Here is a 22,045-nt window from a genome sequence, read left to right on the forward strand (position 1 = left end):
TCGGGTAGCTTTTTTTTCGTCTGTACGCGGAGAGAAGCAGGGCGCCTGCGCGCCCTGCGCGGGGGATTCGAAGGGTCGGGCCTACCGGCCCGGCCCTCTCCGAATCTACTGACTGCTGCCGCTGCGCGGCAGCCCCGCGCGCCTGCGGCGCGCGTTTATGGTTCTAATTAGGTTTCGACCGAGCAAGCTTTACGGCGCTCAATGCATCAGTTCAATTCCAAATGGTAGACATACTCTTCGTTCCCCTCATTCCCTTGGATTCAATTATTATAGGGATATCTGCTGGATTGTTCCCTGAATTCTTCAAAAAATGCAAACTCGTCATCTTGCAGGATAGGGTTTGGTTCGTTGCTCGCAAGTTTTCGCACAAAAATTTGATTGTTATATCTTGTGGGAGATTTTCCGCGGGACATTTTAATTAATACAACATCTTTTTCGTAGTATTTTATGAAAACTACATGACGCTGGATTATCCGCTTAGTTTCTTCATTGATTGGCTCTTTTTCAATCATTTGCTGAATCTTACGTTGATAAGTGTCTAAAGATCCATGGTATTTAATCGCCTCTTCGCCAATTCCGGTAACGTAAAAGGATTCGTATTTTCTTGCTTTTGAGTTATATCGCTGATTATGCATATTGGCAGCCTGTCCATCATCAGCTACGCCTATAATAATATAATTGTCACCAGTGTGTGAATTGCACATCGCAGTTAGAGTTTTTATTATTTTTGAGAAAAGCTCTTGATTGAGATCGCCATTGTTTTTTAAATGATGTAGGCCTATTTTAAAATCATAGCAAACATTTTCGGTGCGGGATTGGTTAAGAATGTTTTGAAGGTTATCCACCCACGACATGGCGGTTGGATCCATGCCTTCACGTGGAATGAAATTCGGGGATATTACGCCGCTAACCGCTTTCACCATTTGCACGCGGTGACGGTGAAGCCACTTGCTGTCGCCGCTTAGTATTCCCATAAAATTCGTGGCAACGCCTCGGAGACTTTGTGCTAGTGTTCGATAATTTTGAATTTTGTTATTCTTATTCATTAATAGATCGAAAAAGCTAAGGTATAAAACTTGATACGCACCTTGAATTTTCTTCGCTTCGTCTGTATAGAGATGTGTGGTGAGATTGTCACCGAATTCTGCAATGGTTAGCCTAAGTTCGTCAAAAACAAAACAGAATTGCTTATAAAGAATGTCGGACCCATGCTTTAAAACTGCATCATTTGCTTTTGAAGATGGTTCCGAACCATCAGTATAAACATCGTCTAGAAATTTAGATGATGTTTGAGTTTCATCTTTTAGCAAAAGGTGAAGAAGGATATGCGCAACCACTTCTTCATCCCTAGATGCAAGAATATTTTCCTCTGTTAATATGTGGCATTTATTCCAAAAAGTTTCTTTTATCTTAATTCCGTAATCTAAGTCTTCCTTTGTTAAGCTGATTCTTCGCATTGCATCTAAGTCAACAATGTCGGTATGAGAAACATCTCCACGAATGTAAATAGAGCATTTTCTAACTAGTTGGGCAAATTCATGTATAGATCCAGCTTGTCTTACCTCGTGGCGCGATAGACGCACGCCTCCTGTATTGATGCGACGAAATGTCTCATCAACATTTTTTACTGAGGTATATGCTGAGGTTGATATTGGTAACGGGTAATTTAGAATTTTTTTACACGATTCAAATGCCAGGCGAGGTTCTTTTTGTTTTATTTCACCTTCTTGCAGAAGTTTATTGGTTTCGGCAACAATGGATAAATCGAAGTATTCCCCATTTACTGGAAATTCGCCATCAATAAAGGACGTTATTGCTTCAAGTCGCTGCATTCCATCCAAAATTTCAAAGCAGTCGCCTCGCGTAGGATGATTGAAACCCACTCCAAGAAATAAAGGCACCGGATATTCGTTCATTAACGAGTCAATAAAGCGTTGTTTTTCTTTTAGTGTCCAGACTAGTTTTCGTTGATACCTACGGTTAACAATGAATTTTCCTTGACGAAATCCACTGTAAACCGACTGAACTGGTTCGCCTCTGATATTTAAGTTATTTTGCATTATGCTCTCGGACTGTTAAATTGAAAAATTTCTATTGATTACAAGGAAATTCTCTGTCTTGGTAGGATAGTCTCCGAGCACCACTATATGCCCAGCTTCTCACCGTTGCAAGATGGCAACTATGGTTATTTGAATTTCCGTATCAAATTGTTTGAAAAATATTGTCGTAAGGGAGTGCCCTGTGCTACGGGAGTGAAAATTTGACGTCATATTTGACGGTATGTATGGATGTTCGCTGAGTTGAAAGCAGACGCGAAGTCACATCTACCATTCGGATACAACCTCAACTGTTTATCTAACGCATTACCTAACAATATATGCTTAATCTTGTTTCCTGCCGCGTTACTCAGATACCGTTTCTGCATAAATTTGTGTCACTTTGAATGACGAGCCTGTCTTAAAGCTTATTGACCCATCACACGAAATAACCAACTCATCCCCTCAAATCTTGCCGCTCCTCAAACCTCGCATAGTTTCCCACATGTATCGTAAGCCTCTCCCACAAAGCCATGGAGAACCCCCATATCCTACGCCTACGCCAAAGTCGACGAACTGGAAAAAACCACCATGGTCGGCAACCATCAATGCGTTGCGCTGGTCCGCCACTACGCGGGCGTGCCTGCCACGTTGGCCAGGAAGCAGGCGAGGCAGTGGTGCAGGAGAGCCAGGGTCAGATCCGCCATTTGGACACGGGCTGATACATTGAGCACTGCAGAAGCTGGCTCAGTTAGAACAACGAACGCACGTCCTCGGCGCGCGTTCGTGGTTCTAATCAAGTCTTCGACTGAGCAATCTTCTACAGCATCCAACGCATCATGCATCAGTCCGTGTCCAAATAGCGGACCTGACCCTGGCACCCGCAAAGCAAAAAAGCCCGTGAATCCACGAGCTCCTTTGTGATTTCATACTAAAGCGGCCAACTTCTGCCACTGTAATCCGCGAAGGTGCCCTAACCAGCCAAAACCGCCGAAAGAATCGACCGGCGAAGCACAGTCCTTTCGGCATCGATACCACGCTGTGAAAACGCCGGCGGCAACGCGACATCATCCGTTGCAGTGTTGCCTGGCGAAGCCGTTTCCTTTACCAGCATGCTGGCGCTATTCTCGACCTCGAAGTACTCGTCCCAATGCACTGGAACCTGATGGGAGCGGCCATCTCCGCCTCTGACCGAGACGTAGTGGGTGCGCGCGACGCTGCGGAAGCCGCTGGCCGTTACATGCACTTTTTGCGATCCGTCGGCCTCCTGTTGCATGGATGTCTTCAGGATACTTCGCGTGACGCACTCGGGATGCTTGAACATCGCCTCACCGTGGTAATTGGCAATCGCTTCATGCTCCCAGAAGCAGGGTTTGTGCGAATACGTGTCTTGATAGATGTCCGAGTGCGGCCGATGCTGTTGGTACAATGGGATGGCAAGCAGCGGGGCGATCCCAAAGTAGAACGACTTGAAGAAATCGTTGTGATAGGCGTTGAAAAACATGCGCGCCTGGGCCAGTTCGTAGGCGAAAAATTTCTCCGGGGCGCCGCTGATATCGGTAGCGCGCATATGTCCCGATTCCAGCACGTTGATCATGCGGGTTTTTTCGAATACGAATGTGTCGCCAAAACCTGTTTGACTATCCTTGAGCAGCTTGAGCATTTCCTGTTGCGCCAACGGCGTGAACAACAGCCGGAACTGTACTTCATGGTTGCGGTCCGTCGCATCGAACAAGGCGTCGAATTCGCGGTTGGCCATCACCGTAAAATTATGCCCCTCGTCGACATCGCGGGACTTTTCCTCCAGCTTCTTGATGGCGCGATTCTTCCGCCATTTGTCGAAGAAGCCGTCCTCCAGGCGGGAAAGTTTTGACGGGTGACGGCTGAACACGAGATCCGGCGCCGCTTCGTTGCCGTAGACGATAAACGTCTGGTTTTCGTACTCGGGCAGCGGACGCTCGATCGATGCCCGCAGAGTTTCGTGGCGGGTTCTGGTTTCCGATTTGCCTTGCGAATTGCGGTACTGTTCCGTCCAGCTGATGGCCAGCGAGCCATGGTATGTCTTGCTGCCTATCGAGTGTGACAAGGTGCGTGCAAGAATGAACGGGTTGCCGTTCAGTACGCCGCTGTGCGAGAACTGGATCGAGTGGTTGTCACCAAGATTGCCATACCAGCCAAAGCTGTTGCGCAGCTCTTCCATGCGGCCGTTGCTGAAATACGGATCGAATGCGATGCGAGGCACTGTTTGTTGCATCAGCTTCGCCACGATATCCCAGTCGTACAGGCTGTTCAGCGGCACCATCTGGCCCCAGGCCACGGCACGCTTTTCGTCGCAGGCTTTCTGCAGCCGCTTTAACTGCGCGTCGGAATCGTTGATGATGCGGTTGAGCGTATGAATCGCAACGGCAAGCGCAATCGCCGGGACCACGAGCCATGGCCATGCGTAATAGGCGTAAATATAGATTGCCGCCAGCAGCGCGGCCACGATGCTGGCGCCGCGCAGGATACGCCACCATTTGTTGCTGGACCCGGCGCCCGCGGCCTGCTTTTCGAGCACGCGTAGTTCCTGCACCGTCGCGATGTTGGCGTTCTCGTCCACGCCGGACTGGCGCACGAGGTCTTCGAAAAAGTCCGACGTATTGCTGGCGTGAGCATTTTTGAAATGGAGAGAATACTGCTCCAATGGTTCATGGACGTCGTTGATCAAAAGAAGACGCTCCGGGCGGCAGCCTTGGTTTCGGCGGAGGCAGTGAAAGGAATGCGCGTGGTATAACCTTGGCGCGCCGCAACGATCTGCTTGGTCGGCCAGGCAAAGACGTCCTGGTTCCACATGCCGACGGTATCGTTATACAGCGTGCGCGCGGCGGTCACTTCCTTTTGCAGATAACTGTTCTGGCGCATGGCATCGGCGATGACGGCTTGTGCCTTCAGATCCGGGTAGGCTTCGCACGCCAGGCTGATGCGGGAAAAAATCCCGTCGATTTTCTGGGATGCCTGATTGCGTTCGGCATCGGCGTTGTGTCCGCTCCGGTAAGCCGCTACCGACTTCATCACGTCCTTGTCGAGGTCGATCGCTTTTGCGACCAGGCCAACCACGTTGTTCAGGACGACGACGCGCTGTTCCAGGTAATTGTCGATCTGTGAAGCATCGGCCTGGATTTTCTGCTGCAGCTTGCGCAGATACGCCAGGGCGGAGATCTTCATGAACAGGAAGACCAGGCCCGGCAGTGCCCCCAGTACCAGGAGTGCCAAGCCGTACGTTTGCGGCAGCGCACCGGTCAGCAGCGCCAAGCCGCCGATCAGTGGAAGGACCGCCCACAGGGCGATTTCAAATATGAGCGACCCGGTGCCGACTTGGACGGAAATCTGCTTGCTGATGACGTTGATGTCGCGCCCCTGTTCATTTATCGGGCCAGTTACTTCGTCCAAATCATTTGCCATGCTTGAAAATCCTTTGTAGTGAGTGTTTTTGATTGAGCGTATCTCGCTCGGTTGCAAAATATGTCGCTTCAGCTTTTGACGTGCGGGAGCGGAATGTCGATGTATCGTGTAAGTTTCCTAAAATTAATTTTTTTGTCATCATATCTTGAAGGATGAAATCCAATCAAGGGCGGTCAAGCCGATATTGCAGGTGAGGTTTCGGGAAAAATCCTGGATATTTTCCGGTGCGGCCAATTTTCAGCCAGCCATTTGCATAAACCCGGCGGCAGAAAGGCGGGCACTGGGTAACGGAAGCCGGCTCCCAGCCGGCCATAGACGCCCAATAGATTCATTCCAGGCCTGTAGGCAATTCCCGCCCTCCACCGTATCTTCGACTGCGCCAGGCCAGACTTTGCGGAGAAATAAATGATCAAGAATTTTCTAAGGCTCTGCCATCGGCAGATAGAGGAAATGCAGGAAGTGGCTGCAATGCAGCGGTGAAGTAACACGGCCGGGCAGAACGATATCGATTGCCGTTGACATTGGCGCTATCGCTTCGCGGTATGCCTATGAAGCATGAACATCCTTAAGCAAGCGGGATTGTCGTTCGGTTAACGAGAAAGCCCGCCGAAGCGGGCTTTCTTACTCTACAGTCAAACCAAAAGCTCAGAACTGGTTCATCGTGTTGTCTTTACCAGCTGCTTTGAGCGCCGCTTCGCCGCTGAAGTAATCCTTGTGGTCGTCGCCGATGTCCGAGCCGGACATGTTTTGATGTTTCACGCAGGCGATGCCCTGGCGGATTTCCTTGCGCTGCACGCCGGCCACGTAGCCCAGCATGCCCTGGTCGCCGAAGTATTCCTTGGCCAGGTTGTCGGTCGACAAGGCTGCCGTGTGGTAGGTCGGCAGGGTGATCAGGTGGTGGAAGATGCCGGCTTCGCGGGCCGAGTCGGCCTGGAAGGTGCGGATTTTCTCGTCGGCGGCGATCGCCAGTTCCGTCTGGTCGTATTCCACGCTCATCAGCTGGGCGCGGTCGTAGGCGGACACGTCCTTGCCTGCCGCTTTCATGCCGTCGAAGATTTGCTGGCGGAAGTTCAGGGTCCAGTTGAACGATGGGCTGTTGTTGTACACCAGCTTGGCGTTCGGGATGACCTTGCGGATTTCGCTGACCATGCCGCCGATTTGCGCGATATGCGGTTTTTCCGTTTCGATCCACAGCAGGTCCGCGCCGTTTTGCAAGGAGGTGATGCAGTCGAGCACGCAACGCTCTTCGCCGGAACCGGCGCGGAACTGGAACAGGTTGCTCGGCAGGCGTTTCGGACGCAGCAGCTTGCCTTCGCGCTTGATGATGACGTCGCCATTGCCCAGCGCATCGGCCGACACTTCTTCGCAGTCGAGGAAGGAGTTGTATTGGTCGCCCAGGTCGCCTGGCTCGTTGGTGACGGCGATCTGCTTGGTCAGGCCGGCGCCCAGCGAGTCCGTACGGGCGACGATGATGCCGTCGTCCACGCCCAATTCCAGGAAGGCGTAGCGGATGGCGCGGATCTTGGCCAGGAAGTCTTCGTGCGGTACCGTGACTTTACCGTCCTGGTGGCCGCATTGTTTCTCGTCGGACACCTGGTTTTCGATCTGGATGCAGCAGGCGCCCGCTTCGATGAACTGTTTCGCCAGCAAATAGGTGGCTTCGGCATTGCCGAAACCGGCATCGATGTCGGCGATGATGGGCACGACGTGGGTCACGTGGCCGTCGATCTTGGCTTGGATGGCTTGCTTGGCATCACCTTGGGCCGCGTCCAGCTGGCGGAACAGGCCGCCCAGTTCGCGGGCATCGGCCTGGCGCAGGAAGGTGTACAGCTCCTTGATCAAGGCGGAAACGGCGGTTTTCTCGTGCATCGACTGGTCCGGCAGCGGGCCGAACTCGGAGCGCAGGGCGGCAACCATCCAGCCGGACAGGTAGAGGTAGCGGCGGTCGGTGCTGTTGAAGTGCTTCTTGATCGAGATCATCTTCTGTTGACCGATGAAACCATGCCAGCAACCGAGCGACTGAGTGTACTTGGATGGGTCCGCATCGTAGGCGGCCATGTCGTTGCGCATGATCTTTGCCGTGTACTTGGCGATATCCAGGCCGGTCTTGAACTTGTTCTGCGCGCGCATGCGGGCGGCGGACTCGGGATTGATGGCGTTCCAGGCGCTACCTTGTTGGTCTTTCAAACCAGCAACAGCCTTGATGTCGTCTTGATATTGGGACATGTGAATCTCCTAAAAAGAAAAGCTATGTTTGAGAAAATCGCCGAGTGCGCCACAACGTCTTGTCGAAGCAAACTGCATGACTAAATAGTAGGCCGATTCGAGCCGATCTTCAAGTCTTATATAAGACATATAACTTAAATTTAATCGTTCTTTTTCAAAGACTTAATTATAATTTTTCAGGATGTGAAATGAATTTTCAAAAAGTGAGAGCATTAATGGATGAGTCTGCCGTTTGAAATCCCGCGATGTGAAACGCCTTTTCAGATTTTGGTGCAGCGCGACAAATCGGGGCAAAAAAAAGCCACCCGAAGGTGGCTTGGCTCGTTGCCGGCTGATTTAACGTCCCACCGTCTGCCGCTGGTCCTTGATGAACAGCGCCGTCAGCATGCCCACCACGCACACGCCGATCACGTAATAGGCGGGGCCCAGCACGTTGTTCTTCAGCATGAGGGTCACGACCACGGGTGTCAGGCCGCCGAAAATGGCGTACGACAAGTTGTAGGAAAACGACAGTCCCGAAAAGCGCACCTGGGCCGGAAACGCTTGCACGAGCACGTAGGGCACGGCGCCGACGACGCCGACGAACAGGCCCGTCATGGCGTACAGGGGCAGCAGCAGGTCGGGGCGGCTGCCGACGGTGGTGTAGAAAATGTAGGTACTGATGGCCAGCAGCACGGAACCGACGAAGATCACGCGCTTGCCGCCCAGGCGGTCGGCCAGCATGCCGGCGATGATGCAGCCGAAAGCCAGGCACAGGGTGGCCACGGTATTGGCGACCAGGGTGGTGCGCGGCGCGATGTGGTGGATCTTTTGCAGCAGGGCAGGCGTCATCAAAATGACGACGACGATGCCGGCTGACAGCATCCAGGTCAGCAGCATCGATACGACGACGGCGCCGCGGTGGGTGCGCAGCACGGATTTCAAGGGCATTTCCGTCGCCAGCGCCTTGCGCTGCTGCATTTCCGCAAACACGGGCGTTTCATGCAGCCAGCGGCGCAGATACATGGCGCCAAAGCCGAAGATGCCGCCCAGCAGGAACGGATAGCGCCAGGCGCCATCGGCGATTTCTTGCGGCGTGTAGACGGTATTCAAGCCCGTCGCCACGAGCGAGCCGAGCAGAATGCCCACCGTCAGGCCCGCCGTCAGCACGCCGCAGGCAAAACCCGTGAAACGGCTGGGCACGTGTTCGGAGACAAACACCCAGGCGCCCGGCACTTCGCCGCCCACGGCCGCACCCTGGAAGATGCGCATCAGGAGCAGCAGCAGCGGGGCGGCCAGGCCGATGGTGGCGTAGGTGGGCAGCAGACCGATCAGCAGTGTCGGCACGGCCATCATCAGGATGGACAGGGTGAACATGCGCTTGCGGCCCAGCAAGTCGCCGAAGTGGGCCATGACGATGCCGCCCAGGGGACGCACGACGTAGCCGGCGGCGAAAATGCCGAAGGTTTGCAGCAAGCGCAGCCATTCCGGCATTTCCGGCGGGAAGAACAACTGGCCGATGGCGTTGGCAAAGAAGACGAAGATGATGAAATCGTAGAATTCCAGCGCGCCACCGAGGGCGGCCAGCGACAGGGTTTTATAGTCTTGTTGGGTGAGGGGACGCGTTGCGGCGTTGCTTGCGGCGGTGTCGGAAGTAGGCATGTGTCTCGTTCTTGTGTGTTATCGGAGATTGCCGGATCTAGCATACGCATTTCCGCCGCGTGAGTAAATGCTGTGGCAGGCGCGCGCGTAGGGGGAGCCGCCTCAGCTGTGCTTAATACAACGCCGCTATCATCGGCGTTGACTTCATTGGAAAGGACACAGTATGCATATCATGATCGTGGGCGCCAGCCGGGGCCTGGGACGCGCGCTGGTGGACGGTTTGCTGGCTGACGGACATGCCGTCATCGGCGTATCGCGCCAGCAACCTGCCGACTTGCCTGCAGGCCAGGGGACGCAACTGCAATGGATCGCGGCGGACCTGGCGGCGCCGTCGGAGGCCGTCGAACGCATCGCGCGTGCAGCGCCCGCCGCGCTGGACGCCGTGATCTATAACCTGGGCGTGTGGGAAGAAAAAGCGTTCAGCGACGAGTATGCTTTTCTCGACGATGCGGACGATGCCATCGTCGACATGGTCAATACCAACATTACGGCGACGATATTACTGCTCAAGCGCCTGGTGCCGAGATTGCTGGCCAGCAGCAAGCCGCAACTGATACTCACGGGCTCGACGTCCGGTCTGCGCCAGAGCGGCCGCCCGGAAGTGACGTTCAGCGCGTCGAAATTCGCCCTGAACGGCATCGCCGATGCCTTGCGTGAAGGTTTCCGCGAACAGGGGCTGGCCGTGACGGCGCTGCAGCTGGGCTACTTGAATACCTACGACGGCTTGTCCGTGCCGCTGGCGGACGCCGCCGCGCGGGGCGAAGGCGAGCTGATACCCGTGCATGATGTCGTCGCCGTCGTGCGTATGCTGCTGAGCTTGTCGAATGCCTCGTTCGTGCGCGAACTGGTGATGCCGGCGCTGCGCGACGAGCGTTTCTGACTCTTAAGCGTCCTTGCCGTAGACCTCGGACCAGCCGAGATGCTCTTCCAGCCATTCGTCCACTTCCGAGCTATCCATGTGCATCAGGGCGGCGCCCAGCCGCAGCTTGCCCTTGGCCAGGGCCAGCACGGCGAACACGGATTCCAGCATGACGGGATCGAGCTGGCCCTGCAAGTCGCGCGCGGCGATGGCGGGCAGTTGCGCCCAGGCATCGCGGTAGCTGTCGGCCAGCCAGTCCGGCAGAGGCGGATTGTGCTGGCGGTGGCGCTCGATTTCAATCAGGGCGATGAGCGCATAGAAATCTTCCTCGCGCGACTCGGCGCCGCCCAACATGTGCACGAGCTGGGGCACGGCCGCATACGAGGCGACGCCCACGTCGCCCTGGTGGTGCAACTCTTCCCATAGCTCATGCCAGACGTCTTCGCCCGCCTGCATGGCCTTGAGCGCCTCGGCCACGTCGTAAGGTACGCGGTAGCCGCCTTCCAGGGTGGGCCAGAGGGGATCGTCGAGTGATAACAGCATGGTTTTCCTTGATGGGACAGCTCGGCTGAGCAAACGCGCACTATACAAGCACCCGGCGCACGCAGCGCGCATAGCCGTCAAACTCGCGCGCGTTCTGATAGGCGACGCCCGTGTCAAAATCCTTGCACCACGCTTCGTCCTCGATGTCGCCCAATTCGCTCGACCAGTGCCAGTTTGGCCGGAATACATCTTTCAGCGTCGCATACAGCAAGGTCTGCTCGCGTCGATCCGGCAAGCTGTGACCCAGGCTGGCAGCCCAGTCTGATGCGGCTTGCCATGGCTGGTACTCCAGCTCGCACTTTTCCGGCTGCAACAGCAGATGGTAATCGGGCGCGCCATCCTTGCCGAGGATCAGCCCGGCATAGCGTTCACCCTGCCGCAAACGGACGGGCGCGGCGGCCGATGGCGGCAGCGCCACCCGGCGCACGGCGCAGGCGCGGCCCGAGTAGGTCTTGCGAAAGTTGTACTGGGTGCCGTTATCGAAATCGTGGCTCCAGGCCATGCGGGGCAGGATGGCGTCCGCTTCCGACGACCAATACCAGGCGTCCGGGAAGACGTGGCGCAAGTTGGCGTGCAACAGGGCCAATTCGCTGCGCGTCGGCAGGCAGGCATCGCGTGCCGCGGCCCAGTCGAGCGCGGCTTGCCAGGGCAGGGCATCGGCTTCGCCGGGCAGCAGGAACAGCCGGTAGCCGGCGCCGCCAGCGTGGCCAGGCATGATGCCCGCGTAGCGCTCGCCGTCAATGGCGTCCTGGTGGTTATGGCTGGCGCGCATACGCAAACATATGTTGCACATACTCGGCCTTGCCAAGCGGCACGCCGTTGTGGCGCAGGATGTTATACGCCGTCACCAGGTGAAAATAGAACTGCGGCGTGGCCCAGTTGAGCGCGTATTCCTGGCCCGTCATGTCGAAGGTCAGGCCACCGGTCAGGGTGATCGACACTGGCTGCTGCGCGCCAGCGTCGATGGCTGCGCGGTCCGCCGAAGCGAGCATGGCCAGGGTGTCCTCGATCAGCGCCTTGGCTTGCGACATGTTGGCGGGCGTGGCGAGCAGGGGCAGCGCTTGCTGTGTCAGCCGACACACGGCTTCCTGCGCCTGGGCACACGTGAATTCCACCTGGCGCGCCAGGGTATGCATATCGGGCGCCAGCCGCGCGTCGAGCAGATTTTGGGGGTCGAAACCCAGCGTCTGGGCGCGTTCCTCGCCTTTATTTAACAGCGTCGTCAGGGAGCGCAGCATCTGTGCAAAGCAGGGGATGGTAATGGCGTAGACCGACATGCATATTCCTCAAGTAGTGATGTTGACAGGGAGTGGAAAGGCGCCCGGCCTTGACGGATGCCCCAGTACGCCAGGGCAATGGTCGAACCAGCCGTCGTCTTCTTCCTGTGCAATAAAGGCGGCGATCAGCGCCTGATGCGCTGGTGGCGTGGTGGCCAGCACGGTGTTGAAGCAGGTGATGGTCGAGGCGCTGGGCGTGCCGGCGCCGTTGGCGATACCGACGAGAAATTCTCCAGCCCAGTCGGGCAGGCTGGCGATCAGGCGCGGCAGTTCCTGTAGTAGTGCCGTGCAATACACTGTTTCACCGAAGCGCCAGGCGGCGCGGTTGGCCGTCTGATAGGCGCCGTAGTCGTGCTTGGCCTGCACGGATTGAAAAATGGCCAGTGCGTATTGCGCGCCTTCCGCGCCCGTCAGCGCATCGAGCATGGCGCAGTAGCGCTGGAAGCGCCGATGGGCCTCATCGGGCGGCGTGGCGGTATCGTCATCCTGGACGATGTTACCCACAATTAAAAGTTCGGCTTTCCAGAGTTCAAAGGCGTTTGGCATGGCTGTGACTGGCGAGAGTGGCGGCGGCCATGATTATGCCTCGCTCATTGGTGTTTCAGCGTGTTAATTGAACATGTTACAGTCCGCCACTGCCGCCAGCCTGGCGCAGCTTTGCCTGGATCAATGACCGATGCCCACCTGGACTTCCCCGCCACAACTCGTCGCCCTTGCCGCCTTTTATGCGCAGGCGCAAGCCCATCCGGAAATGCTCAGTGATGCTGTCTTCCTGGAAAATGTGAAAAACGCCCACTGGCCCACCAATTGCTGGAATTATGCGGAAGCATCGTTCGCCATCATCGCGCCCGCCTGCCTGCTGCGTCCGCATTTGACCGCCGAGCTGATCGCCTTGCCCATCGACGCCATGATCGCGGGCGGCCTGGAAGATGCGGGGCAAGTCATTGCGATTGGCCAGGCCTGCGCCACGCGCGACGCGCCGTATGTGGCGGTGAGCGAGGAGGGCAAGCGCTGGCTGACGCAGGTGTGGCCGACCTTGGGCGAGATGGCCGGGGCAGTGTTCCGAGCCAGGCTGCAAGCGGCCCTGGCCGATGAAGATTGATGTAAATATAAACTGAAAGGTGTACTCATGATTGCAGGAAATTTCTTCCCTCCCGACTATAAAACTTTTCCTTTCGAGCAAGGAGACCTGCTGCTTTCCCAAGACGAGGGCGGCAAGTTTTCTGTTTCCAAGGTGTTGAAGATAGATACAGTCGAGGTCAGCCGCGGCGAGGCGATTTACATGGGCGGCAAGGACATCGTGGCAACGGAGGACGATTCCCTGCTGATCATCGGCTGTGCATACGGCGAATACGAGTTCGACTCGGCCGAAGAGGCGCAGGCCGCTGCGCTGGATGGGAACTGGACGGTCAGGATAGGCCACGCTCCGAATCGCAGTCCGGGCGCGGCGGAGGGGCATTCATTGATAGGCCATGAAGCTGTTCATGAAAGCGAACTGGAGGGCTACCATCTGTGGAGGGACGCCTTTGAGGCGGGCAAGGCTGGCGTGTTTTGACTTCGGCGTGCCTGTTGTGCGGCGAATACTTCTTCTTGACCACGGAAACTGGTTTACGTTAGGGTATACGTAACTACTTACATATATCCTGCCCAACATGTCTTCCACCCTGCAAACCTACGGCTCCCTGATGCTGGCCAGCCGCCTGCGCCGTCTTTCCGATCAACTGTATGCCGGCGTCGATACCAGCTATCTTGCGGCCGGTGTCGAGCTGACGTCGCGCTGTTTCCCTTTGTTATTGCTGCTGCGCGACAATGGCCCGACGGCGATCACGGCCCTGGCCGCGCAGATCGGACAGACGCACCCTGTGGTGGTGCAGCTGGGGCGCAAGCTGCTCGATGCGGGCGTGGTGGCGGAGATGCCGGACGCCAAGGATGAACGGCGCCGCCTGCTGGCGCTGTCCGACGCCGGGCAAGCCTTGCTGCGCAACATGGTGCCCCTGTGGGACGATGTGCGCGCTGCCGTCGATGTGGTGTTCGAGCAGGGCGCGCCGCAGCTGATGGCCAGCCTGGACCGGGCCGAGGCGCGCCTGCAATCGCAGGGATTCGGCGAGACGATCGCCGCCTGCCGGCGCCAGCGCGAGCGGGCTGCCGTGGAGATCATCGATTATGTCGCGCAGTACGGAGCAGATTTCAAGCGCCTGAATATCGAATGGCTGGAACGCTATTTCTATGTCGAGGCGCTGGACGACAAGGTGCTGTCCGATCCGCAACGCTCGATCCTCGACGACGGCGGACAGATTTTTCTCGCGCGTTTGGACGGCAAGATCGTCGGCACTTGCGCTCTCATCCGCGCCGGCGATGGCAGTATCGAGCTGTCGAAGATGGCCGTCACGCCCGAATGCCAGGGCCTGGGCATCGCGCGCCGGCTGATCGAGCGGGCTTTCGACGCCTTCGAGGCCAGCGGTGCGCAACGACTGTTCCTGGAGTCGAACAGCAAGCTGGCGCCCGCCATCCACCTGTATGAAAGCAGCGGTTTTACCCACGTGGCGCGGCCCGCCGGCGACGCCCATTACCAGCGCGCCGACGTCTACATGGAGTGGCAGGGTAGGTAGCACACGCCAGGGCGCCACGCGACGCTCCCCATCGGGCGTCTCCCGCGTTACAATACGCGCACCCATAACGGAACCTAGGTTCCACTATTTCGAGACGCCGACGCCGCATGCCTTCCTTCCCGATGCCCTTCCCGCAGTTGATCGTTCCACCCGAGCCCACCCAGGCGCGCAGCAAGCTGGCCTTCGAGCGCCTGCTGCTGGTAGGGGAACAGTTGCTGGCGGAAAACCGTTTCGATGAAATCGGCGTGGCTGACCTGGCCAAGCTGGCGGAAACCTCGGTGGGCACGTTTTACCGTTTATTGGGCGACAAGGACACCCTGAGCCGCTTGCTGCTGCAGCGTTTTTTTTCCGACATGGTGGAAAAGGTCGAGACTCTGACGGAGCTGCGCCAGTGGGAAGGGCGCAGCCTGGAAGAGTTCATCCGCGCCATGGTGGCCATGTTCGTGGCCGTCAACATGGGCCGGCGCGGCGTGCTGCGCGCCTTGATCACCCGTTGCTCGCAGGATGCGCAATTCCGCGACAAGGTGCACCAGATCAACCATCTGATTTCGCAGCGCACGGTGGCCGTGCTGGCCAGCAAGTCGGCCAGCATCCGCCATCCGAATCCCACGCAGGCGATGATGGTGGTGCCGCCCGTGCTGCTGGGCATCCTGAACCAGCACGTGTTGTCGGGCTCGCTCTCCTTTTTATCGGCCGCGGCGCTGGAGGATGAGCTGGTGCGTGTTGCTTTAAATTACCTGACTTGAGATATTTAGCGATTTAACTTGAAATCGGAATTCGGATTCCGTATTATGTTTTCCAACAGCAGGAAAATATATTCCTGCACCTGAACACAAAGCATGTTCAACAGCAAGGAGACAGAATGCGGCGTCACACGACATCCGATGTTCCATTGCATTACCTCGACCTCGATCTGGGCACAGAGACAGGGAAGGGCGATCCCGTGTTTTTGTTGCACGGCCTCGGTTCCTGCGCTGAAGACTGGCGCCCGCAAATCGACGCCCTCAGTCTTTCGCATCGCCTCATCGTGCCCGACCTGCGCGGCCATGGCGCCAGTCCCGCGCCAAACGGCGACTGGCAGATCGGCGACTTCGCCAACGACCTCTTCAATCTGATGGACCAGCTAGACGTGCCGCGCGCGCACATCGTCGGCTTTTCCCTGGGCGGCATGGTGGGCCTGGAAATGGCCAACCGCGCCCCCGGCCGCGTGGCCAGCTTGTGCCTGATCAATTCCCAGCCATTCCAGGGCAGCAAGCCGGCTTCACTGCTGTTTGCCTACTGGCTGCGCCGCACGGTGATCGCCACCTTCGGCCTGAAAGCCATGGGCAAGATCATCGGCAAGAAACTGTTTCCCGATCCGGCTCAGCAAGCCCTCGTCGAGCGCTTTGCCACGCAGATGGCCGGCATGGACAAGCGCGCCTACCTGGCGGCGCTGGACGCCATTTTCCACTGGGATATCGACATTCATTTCCAGGCCCTGGCCATGCCCGTCTTCATCATGGCGGCGGACCAGGATTACACGCCCGTCGCCAGCAAGCGGGCCTTTGCCGCACAGTTTCAGCAGTGCGAGATCGAGATCATCGCGAACTCGCGCCACGCCACGCCTCTGGACCAGGCGCAGCGTGTGAATACCTTGTTGCAGTCCTTCCTTACTCTACATTCAAAATAAACAGGCCACTCGCCGCACGGGCCGAGGGCCGGAACACAGTCATCGCAGGGCAGGTGCTCGCATTGCGCGCGCGGGTACCGTTACGTCTTGCGATGCTGGAATCCGGCCGTCTTCCCTGGCGGTAAGCAAGCCTGACATTGGAGACGCTATGAAACTTGCTTTGAAATTGATGCCCGCCGCCCTTGCCGTTGCCGGTGCCTTCAGCTTTTCCACCCAGGCCCTGGCACAGGAGGCCGCCACGTCTGGCGCCGCCAGCGCCCAAAGCGCCAGCGAGGCCAGCGATGCGAAAGAACGCATGGAAACCGTGACGGTCTCTGCCCGCCGCCGCGAAGAGCGGCTGCAGGACGTACCGCTGGCCGTCACGGCGTTTTCCGCCAAGGCCCTGGAACGGGCGAATATCCAGAACCTGGCCGACCTGCAGGAGCGCGTGCCGAACCTGACCGTGTACGCCTCGCGCGGCACGAATACCACCCTGACGGCTTTCATTCGCGGCGTGGGCCAGGCCGACCCCGTCTGGGGCGTGGACCCGGGCGTGGGCATTTATTTCGACGATGTCTACATGGCCCGGCCGCAAGGCGCCCTGCTCGACGTGTTCGACGTGCAGCGCATCGAAGTGCTGCGCGGCCCGCAAGGCACCTTGTACGGCAAGAACACCATCGGCGGCGCCATCAAGTACATCTCGCGCCCATTGGCGAAGGAAAACGGCGCCTCGGCGGAAGTAGGCATCGGCAATTACAACCAGCGCAACTTCAAGGCCGCCTTCAACGTGGCCAACGAGAACGGCACCTGGCGCGCGCGCCTGGCGGCCGCCAAGCTGGACCGCGACGGTTTCGGCCGCAACACCTTCAATGGCGAACAGGTCAGCGACCAGGACAGCACGGCCGCGCGCCTGTCCGTCGGCTATTTTCCGCAGGACATCCCGCTCACCGTCGTACTGAGCCTGGACGCCACGGACGACAAATCGGGCGTGCGCGGTTTCCAGCGCATGGGCGTGAGCGCCTTCGATCCGCTCAAGCGGCCGGCCAGCACGGATGCCTATGACATCCAGAGCGGCATGCCGGGCAACAACTTCACGCACAACCGGGGCGGCTCGCTGGTGGCCAACTACACCTTGTCGAACGACTGGTCCGTGAAAGTGATCGGCGCCAAGCGGCGCAGCACGTCCGAGCAAACCATCGACTTCGACGGCTTGCCGCAGCCCATTGCCGACGTGTTCGGCGATTCGCGCGACGAGCAGAAGAGCCTGGAATTGCAGGCTTCCTACAGCGGCGACTACGGCGCCGGCGTGATCGGCCTGTACCGCTTCGAAGGCACGGCCGGCGGCGGCATCTACAACAACTTCCTGGGGCGCCAGTTCCAGGCCGCCGTCAGCACGGTGGAAACAGACAGCACGGCGCTGTACACGGACTGGACCTGGCCGCTGGGCAAGGTGTGGAGCATCAATGCGGGCTTGCGCCACACGCGCGAGGAAAAGCGCGCCATCGTGCTCAACCGTGCTTTCGCCGACGCGGGCTTTACGCGGCCTATCCAGACGGCGGCCGACTTCGACAAGTCCTTGTCGGTCAGCAATACCTCGCCGAAACTGTCCGTGCGCTACGAAGCGTCGAAGACGACGAATTTCTACAGCAACCTGTCGCGCGGCTTCAAGTCGGGCGGCTACAACGTGCGCGCCAACAACCTGGTCGTGCCCGATTCCGCGCGCCCGTACAAGGATGAAAAACTCGACGCGCTGGAAGTGGGCATGAAGTACGCGGCGCCGGACGATACGTTCGATGCCAACGTGGCCCTGTTTTACAACCGCTACAAGGATATCCAGTTGTCCGTCTTCACCAGCTATGTGCAGCCGGGCGGCTTGCCCGGTTTCTATGGCGACTTCACGAATGCGGGCAAGGCGACAGTCAAAGGCGCGGAGTTTGAATTCTCATGGCGGCCGAACCGCCAGTGGGAAGTCAACGGCTTCCTCGCCTTGCTTAATGCCAGCTATGACGAGTTCATGAGCGGCGGCAAGAACATCGCGGATACGCAAAAGTTCAGCAATACGCCTGCCCGGCAAGTGGGCTTGAACCTGACGCGCACGGACCGCGACGTGTTTGGCGGCGCCTTGCGCAGCATGGTCGGTTACGGCTACCGCAGCAAGGTGTATCCGACCACGGACTTGAGCGAAACCCTGGCGCAGGGCGGCTACAGCATCTGGACGGCTGGCGTCGTCTGGGAAGCGCCGAAGAACTGGACCTTCAGCCTGCATGGCAGCAACCTGGGCAATAAACGCTACCGCACGGATGGCTACAACATTCCCGCCGTGTTCATCCTCGACGGTTTCTATGGTCCGCCACGCCAGATCATCGCCAAGGCTGGCTACAAATTTTAAGAAGTTGTAGAAGTGCCGGCTTGACGGGCGTCAAGCCGGTTGGTTGTCGCTGTTTTCGTCGTGAATAATAATCAGGAGACTGGCATGGCACATCTGAATCAACAACTGCGTCATTTATTATCTGCACTGATCGCCGCCTGCGGCTTGCTGGCCGCGCTGCCGGCTGCTGCCGGGCAGTGGGATTTCGGCCTGTACGCGAGCCTGTGGGGTACACGTGAATACCAGGTCTGGCTACCGAGCAATTACAATCCGAACACGCCGCTGCCCGTCGTGTTGATGCTGCACGGCTGCGGTTCCGAGCCCAACAGCATGGCCGCCGTCAGCCGCTACAACCAGCTGGCCGACAGCGAAAACTTCATCGTTGTCTATCCGCGCCAGAACGCCACGGCCAACCCCATGCGCTGCTGGAATTTCATGCTGCCGCTGAACCAGGAGCGGGGTACGGGTGAACCGGCCGTGCTGATGGGCATCTTGAACAAGGTCAAGAATAAATATGCGGTGCAGGATAGCCGCGTGTATGTGACGGGTATCTCGGCCGGCGGCGCCATGGCCTCCATTATGGCCGCCTGTTATTCCGATGTGTTCGCCGCCGTGATGGTGCATTCTGGCGGCATGTACAAGGGCGCCATCGGCATGCTCACGGCCGCCGATTCGCTGTTCAACGGCAGTTCGTTCGACCCGAAAGTACGGGGCAAGGATGCCTGGCGCTGCTCCGGTTCGCCGCGCCGCCTGATGCCGACAATGGTGTTCCATGGCACCTCGGACATCGTCGTTAATCCCGTCAATGGCGAGCAAACCATCGAACAATTCCTGCAGACCAGCGATTATGGCGACGATGGCCTCGACAATGACAGCGTGCGCTACCGTGCCGACAGCATCGTGCGCCAGACGGTGCCGTACGGCCGCAGCTATTCCATCGACACGTATCTGCACAACGGCGCCGTCATCGCGCAAAAGTATACGGTGGAAGGCATGAACCACGCATGGAGCGGCGGTCCTCCCGGCTGGCCGTTCAGCGATGAGCTGGGTCCGGACGCCACCGTGATCAGCTGGAATTTCTTCAAGAATTACCAGCGCTGATGGGTTGAGAAACTTGCAGCTTGTACAATGGGGCGCAGCGATTGCGCCCCATTTTTTATGCCTGTGAAAGATGCCATGCCTGCTTGCCGCCTCCTGTCCTGTCTTGCCCTTGCGTTGCTGTCCGCTTGCGCCAGCTTCGGCCCGCCCGCGCCATCGGCCGCCTATGTGCAAGCGTTCGAGCGTGCCGCCCAGCAAGACAGCATGCGCAGCGAATGCGACTGGAGCGTGCGCTATGCGCCCGTCGCAGCAAAGGACGCCAGCGTGGCGCAATTGCAGGCCATCGCCACGGCGAGCCTGGCGGCCCTGCAGCTGGCGCCCGCCTGGACCTTGTCCATGCCCGGCAGCGAGGCGCACGCCTTTAGCGATTCGGAGCAAGACCGCGCCGGGTTGCAATTGCTGCTCAGCATAGTCTTGCCGGCCATGGAACGCTACCCGGCCGGCGTCTTCGCGCGCACGGGCTTGCGCCACGTCGTGCTGGTGAAGGACTTGAGCGTGGACGGCCAGCGCCGCCTGGCCATGCCGGCGCCGGAAATCGACAGCGTCGTCTACGCCGACAACCTGCTGGCCGCCCTGTGTCCATCGGGCATGGAGCTGCGCGTGCACCACGAGTATTACCACTTCATCGAATACCGTCTGTTCAACGATTTCTATTACCGCGATCCCGCCTGGCTGGCCTTGAACCCGCCCGGCACGGCCTACGGCCAGGGCGGCGCCACGGCCTACGGCAAGGGCTTCCAGAACCTGGGCCACCCGCAGCCAGGCCTCGTCAGCCTGTACGCGGCCTACGGCCCCGAGGAAGACAAGGCGGAAGTGTTCGGCTGGATGATGACGCCGGCGTATGCGCCGCGGCTGGAGCAGTGGAGCCTGGCGGATGCCGCGCTGGCGGCCAAGCGGCAAAGGTTGATGGAAGTGGTGGAAACCTTGTCGGGTTCTTACTAAATATCAAGTATTTCCCTGCCATCTCATGGCATTGTCGGTTCTCCAGCTTGATTGGATGCAAGGAGAACGCCATGGATGGTGACGAGTCGATATCGGGTGCCCAGCGTCCGCTCCGGCTGCGCCTGGGGGGATCGCCCAAGGTACCCGTCGATGTGCTCATACCGCAGCGTATCACCGGTGGCGAGGCCATCTGTGGCGGCATCGATTACCGCGTGCTGTGCGTCTCGACGCATGCCGACTTGCCGCTGAGTAGTTTGATTGCCTTGCCCGCTGCTATCGATATCGTCACCGACCAGGGGCAGCTACGCAGTATTTGCGGCATCGTCACGCAAGCGAGTGCCGGTGACAGCGATGGCGCGCTGGCCAGCTACCAACTGGTGCTGACGGACGCCTTCGCCATCATGGAAAAGCGCTGCAATACGCGCGTATTCCGGCGCCTGACGGATATCGAGATCGTCAAGACCCTGCTCGACGAATGGATACGCAGCAATACTGTGCTGGCGCACGCCTTTCAGTATGCGTTTGCCGATTTCTTCGAGTCGCAAACGTATCCGCAACGAGAGTTTGTCATGCAGCACAATGAATCCGATGCTGCCTTCGTGCGGCGATTGCTCAAGCGCAGCGGCGTTGCCTGGTTTTTTCGTGCTGAGGGAAGTACGGACGCGCATGCCGAGCCGGCGCATACCCTGGTGATGTTCAACCATGCCGACGGCTTGCGGAAAAACATGGCGGACACCGTGCGCTATCACGCTGACCGCGCCACGGAGCAGCGCGATACCCTGACGTCGTGGAGCGAAGTGCGCAAGCTGCAGGCGGGCAAGGTGACGCGCCATAGCTGGAATGAAGAGCACCCGCGCGCGCGGCCGTTCATGACTGCCGATGCCTTGGGGCGGGGGCAACAGTGCATGCATGGCAATGCTATTGCCGCCACCCTCGATGATTACCGCGTGCTGCCGCCGCGCGCGGGCAACGATCATGAAGCATTGTGCCAGCTGGGCATGCTGGCCATGCAGCAGCACGATTACGAGAGCCATTGCTTTCACGCCGAAGGCAGCGTGCGCGACCTGTGCCCGGGTGAATACTTCAGCCTGGCCGAGCACCCGGATATCGACGCCTTGCCAGCGGCCGAGCGCGATTTTGTTGTCACGTCGCTGCAGGTGGCTGCGCAGAATAATTTACCCAGGGAGCTGGCCGCCAGGGTGGCGCGTTTGTTCGCGCGCAACCGCTGGCTGGCCGATGACGTATCGCTGCCGCAGCGCGAACTGGCGGCGGTGGACGATGGCCCCTTGCGCATGCATATTGCACTGGCTGCCATACGACGCGGCGTGCCCATCGTTCCAGCCTACGACGCGCGCAT

Annotated in this window: 19 protein-coding genes; 10 read left to right on the top strand and 9 right to left on the bottom strand. The window is 58.4% G+C overall.

Annotated elements, in window-relative coordinates; all coding sequences use genetic code 11:
- Window positions 1-260: 260 nt before the first annotated feature.
- From JAB1_RS28845 to JAB1_RS17020, 5 genes are all read right to left on the bottom strand, one after another.
- A complete protein-coding gene (locus JAB1_RS28845; RefSeq protein ID WP_071653367.1) occupies window positions 261-2,060 on the bottom strand; it encodes a DUF262 domain-containing protein in 1,800 nt (599 codons plus the stop codon).
- A gap of 949 nt (window positions 2,061-3,009) precedes the next feature.
- Window positions 3,010-4,743, bottom strand: a complete 1,734-nt coding sequence (locus JAB1_RS17005) for a hypothetical protein (RefSeq protein ID WP_070281032.1) — start codon at window positions 4,741-4,743, stop codon at window positions 3,010-3,012.
- Window positions 4,740-5,477 (bottom strand): LemA family protein, encoded by a 738-nt coding sequence (locus tag JAB1_RS17010; protein WP_034784509.1) that lies wholly within the window; start codon window positions 5,475-5,477, stop codon window positions 4,740-4,742. The genes JAB1_RS17005 and JAB1_RS17010 overlap by 4 nt, the downstream gene beginning before the upstream one ends.
- A gap of 645 nt (window positions 5,478-6,122) precedes the next feature.
- Complete coding sequence (locus JAB1_RS17015) at window positions 6,123-7,703, bottom strand: isocitrate lyase (protein ID WP_034784508.1); 1,581 nt, start codon at window positions 7,701-7,703, stop codon at window positions 6,123-6,125.
- Window positions 7,704-8,039: 336 nt separating this feature from the next.
- Entirely contained in the window at window positions 8,040-9,344 is a 1,305-nt protein-coding gene (locus JAB1_RS17020; protein ID WP_070281034.1) for an MFS transporter, read from the bottom strand.
- 163 nt (window positions 9,345-9,507) lie between these two features.
- Between JAB1_RS17020 and JAB1_RS17025 the strand changes: the two genes are divergently transcribed.
- Window positions 9,508-10,224, top strand: coding sequence for an SDR family NAD(P)-dependent oxidoreductase (locus tag JAB1_RS17025; RefSeq protein WP_070281036.1), 717 nt, complete (start codon window positions 9,508-9,510; stop codon window positions 10,222-10,224).
- Window positions 10,225-10,227: 3 nt separating this feature from the next.
- Here the strand turns inward: JAB1_RS17025 and JAB1_RS17030 are convergent, their stop codons facing one another.
- Genes JAB1_RS17030 through JAB1_RS17045 form a run of 4 tightly spaced genes read right to left on the bottom strand, consistent with a single transcriptional unit; the run spans window position 10,228 to window position 12,527 of the window.
- Complete coding sequence (locus JAB1_RS17030) at window positions 10,228-10,746, bottom strand: hypothetical protein (protein ID WP_052140322.1); 519 nt, start codon at window positions 10,744-10,746, stop codon at window positions 10,228-10,230.
- A gap of 40 nt (window positions 10,747-10,786) precedes the next feature.
- Window positions 10,787-11,518 carry a DUF1566 domain-containing protein gene (locus JAB1_RS29275; RefSeq protein WP_083299794.1) on the bottom strand — a complete coding sequence of 244 codons (732 nt, stop codon included), beginning with the start codon at window positions 11,516-11,518 and terminating at the stop codon, window positions 10,787-10,789.
- Window positions 11,502-12,023: a DUF1993 domain-containing protein gene (locus JAB1_RS17040; protein ID WP_070281038.1), complete on the bottom strand. Its 522-nt coding sequence runs from the start codon at window positions 12,021-12,023 to the stop codon at window positions 11,502-11,504. The genes JAB1_RS29275 and JAB1_RS17040 overlap by 17 nt, the downstream gene beginning before the upstream one ends.
- Window positions 12,024-12,032: 9 nt before the next feature.
- On the bottom strand, window positions 12,033-12,527 hold the full coding sequence (locus tag JAB1_RS17045) for a hypothetical protein (protein WP_070281040.1): 495 nt from the start codon (window positions 12,525-12,527) through the stop codon (window positions 12,033-12,035).
- A gap of 172 nt (window positions 12,528-12,699) precedes the next feature.
- On the opposite strand from JAB1_RS17045, the gene JAB1_RS17050 reads away from it, so the two are divergent.
- The 9 genes from JAB1_RS17050 to JAB1_RS17090 form a co-directional block, all read left to right on the top strand.
- Complete coding sequence (locus JAB1_RS17050; protein ID WP_070281041.1) at window positions 12,700-13,125, top strand: hypothetical protein; 426 nt, start codon at window positions 12,700-12,702, stop codon at window positions 13,123-13,125.
- Window positions 13,126-13,152: 27 nt separating this feature from the next.
- Window positions 13,153-13,578 carry a hypothetical protein gene (locus tag JAB1_RS17055; RefSeq protein ID WP_070281043.1) on the top strand — a complete coding sequence of 142 codons (426 nt, stop codon included), beginning with the start codon at window positions 13,153-13,155 and terminating at the stop codon, window positions 13,576-13,578.
- Window positions 13,579-13,675: 97 nt separating this feature from the next.
- On the top strand, window positions 13,676-14,632 hold the full coding sequence (locus JAB1_RS17060; RefSeq protein WP_070281045.1) for a bifunctional helix-turn-helix transcriptional regulator/GNAT family N-acetyltransferase: 957 nt from the start codon (window positions 13,676-13,678) through the stop codon (window positions 14,630-14,632).
- Window positions 14,633-14,739: 107 nt separating this feature from the next.
- Window positions 14,740-15,378, top strand: a complete 639-nt coding sequence (locus JAB1_RS17065) for a TetR/AcrR family transcriptional regulator (RefSeq protein ID WP_034784500.1) — start codon at window positions 14,740-14,742, stop codon at window positions 15,376-15,378.
- A gap of 116 nt (window positions 15,379-15,494) precedes the next feature.
- The gene (locus JAB1_RS17070; RefSeq protein WP_070281048.1) at window positions 15,495-16,301 is read left to right on the top strand and encodes an alpha/beta hydrolase; all 807 of its coding nucleotides are present in this window, start codon (window positions 15,495-15,497) and stop codon (window positions 16,299-16,301) included.
- A 148-nt stretch (window positions 16,302-16,449) separates the two neighbouring features.
- Window positions 16,450-18,669, top strand: a complete 2,220-nt coding sequence (locus JAB1_RS17075) for a TonB-dependent receptor (RefSeq protein ID WP_217494304.1) — start codon at window positions 16,450-16,452, stop codon at window positions 18,667-18,669.
- An 84-nt stretch (window positions 18,670-18,753) separates the two neighbouring features.
- The gene (locus tag JAB1_RS17080) at window positions 18,754-19,749 is read left to right on the top strand and encodes a PHB depolymerase family esterase (RefSeq protein ID WP_070281050.1); all 996 of its coding nucleotides are present in this window, start codon (window positions 18,754-18,756) and stop codon (window positions 19,747-19,749) included.
- Window positions 19,750-19,824: 75 nt separating this feature from the next.
- A complete protein-coding gene (locus JAB1_RS17085; RefSeq protein WP_070281096.1) occupies window positions 19,825-20,688 on the top strand; it encodes a hypothetical protein in 864 nt (287 codons plus the stop codon).
- 71 nt (window positions 20,689-20,759) lie between these two features.
- The coding region (locus JAB1_RS17090; RefSeq protein WP_139144592.1) for a type VI secretion system Vgr family protein at window positions 20,760-22,045 on the top strand (1,286 nt) is incomplete at its 3' end.

The organism is Janthinobacterium sp. MP5059B, assembly GCF_001758645.1.
Lineage (GTDB): Bacteria > Pseudomonadota > Gammaproteobacteria > Burkholderiales > Burkholderiaceae_D > Janthinobacterium > Janthinobacterium lividum.

What these genes read in the sequence shown, in the direction of transcription:
- JAB1_RS28845 (WP_071653367.1), bottom strand. Translation starts at nt 2,060, where the DNA reads ATGCAAAATAACTTAAATATCAGAGGCGAACCAGTTCAGTCGGTTTAC.
- JAB1_RS17025 (WP_070281036.1), top strand. Translation starts at nt 9,508, where the DNA reads ATGCATATCATGATCGTGGGCGCCAGCCGGGGCCTGGGACGCGCGCTG.
- JAB1_RS17020 (WP_070281034.1), bottom strand. Translation starts at nt 9,344, where the DNA reads ATGCCTACTTCCGACACCGCCGCAAGCAACGCCGCAACGCGTCCCCTC.
- JAB1_RS17085 (WP_070281096.1), top strand. Translation starts at nt 19,825, where the DNA reads ATGCCTGCTTGCCGCCTCCTGTCCTGTCTTGCCCTTGCGTTGCTGTCC.
- JAB1_RS17065 (WP_034784500.1), top strand. Translation starts at nt 14,740, where the DNA reads ATGCCTTCCTTCCCGATGCCCTTCCCGCAGTTGATCGTTCCACCCGAG.
- JAB1_RS17040 (WP_070281038.1), bottom strand. Translation starts at nt 12,023, where the DNA reads ATGTCGGTCTACGCCATTACCATCCCCTGCTTTGCACAGATGCTGCGC.
- JAB1_RS17055 (WP_070281043.1), top strand. Translation starts at nt 13,153, where the DNA reads ATGATTGCAGGAAATTTCTTCCCTCCCGACTATAAAACTTTTCCTTTC.
- JAB1_RS17015 (WP_034784508.1), bottom strand. Translation starts at nt 7,703, where the DNA reads ATGTCCCAATATCAAGACGACATCAAGGCTGTTGCTGGTTTGAAAGAC.
- JAB1_RS17080 (WP_070281050.1), top strand. Translation starts at nt 18,754, where the DNA reads ATGGCACATCTGAATCAACAACTGCGTCATTTATTATCTGCACTGATC.
- JAB1_RS17010 (WP_034784509.1), bottom strand. Translation starts at nt 5,477, where the DNA reads ATGGCAAATGATTTGGACGAAGTAACTGGCCCGATAAATGAACAGGGG.
- JAB1_RS17050 (WP_070281041.1), top strand. Translation starts at nt 12,700, where the DNA reads ATGCCCACCTGGACTTCCCCGCCACAACTCGTCGCCCTTGCCGCCTTT.
- JAB1_RS17030 (WP_052140322.1), bottom strand. Translation starts at nt 10,746, where the DNA reads ATGCTGTTATCACTCGACGATCCCCTCTGGCCCACCCTGGAAGGCGGC.
- JAB1_RS17070 (WP_070281048.1), top strand. Translation starts at nt 15,495, where the DNA reads ATGCGGCGTCACACGACATCCGATGTTCCATTGCATTACCTCGACCTC.
- JAB1_RS17060 (WP_070281045.1), top strand. Translation starts at nt 13,676, where the DNA reads ATGTCTTCCACCCTGCAAACCTACGGCTCCCTGATGCTGGCCAGCCGC.
- JAB1_RS17075 (WP_217494304.1), top strand. Translation starts at nt 16,450, where the DNA reads ATGAAACTTGCTTTGAAATTGATGCCCGCCGCCCTTGCCGTTGCCGGT.
- JAB1_RS29275 (WP_083299794.1), bottom strand. Translation starts at nt 11,518, where the DNA reads ATGCGCGCCAGCCATAACCACCAGGACGCCATTGACGGCGAGCGCTAC.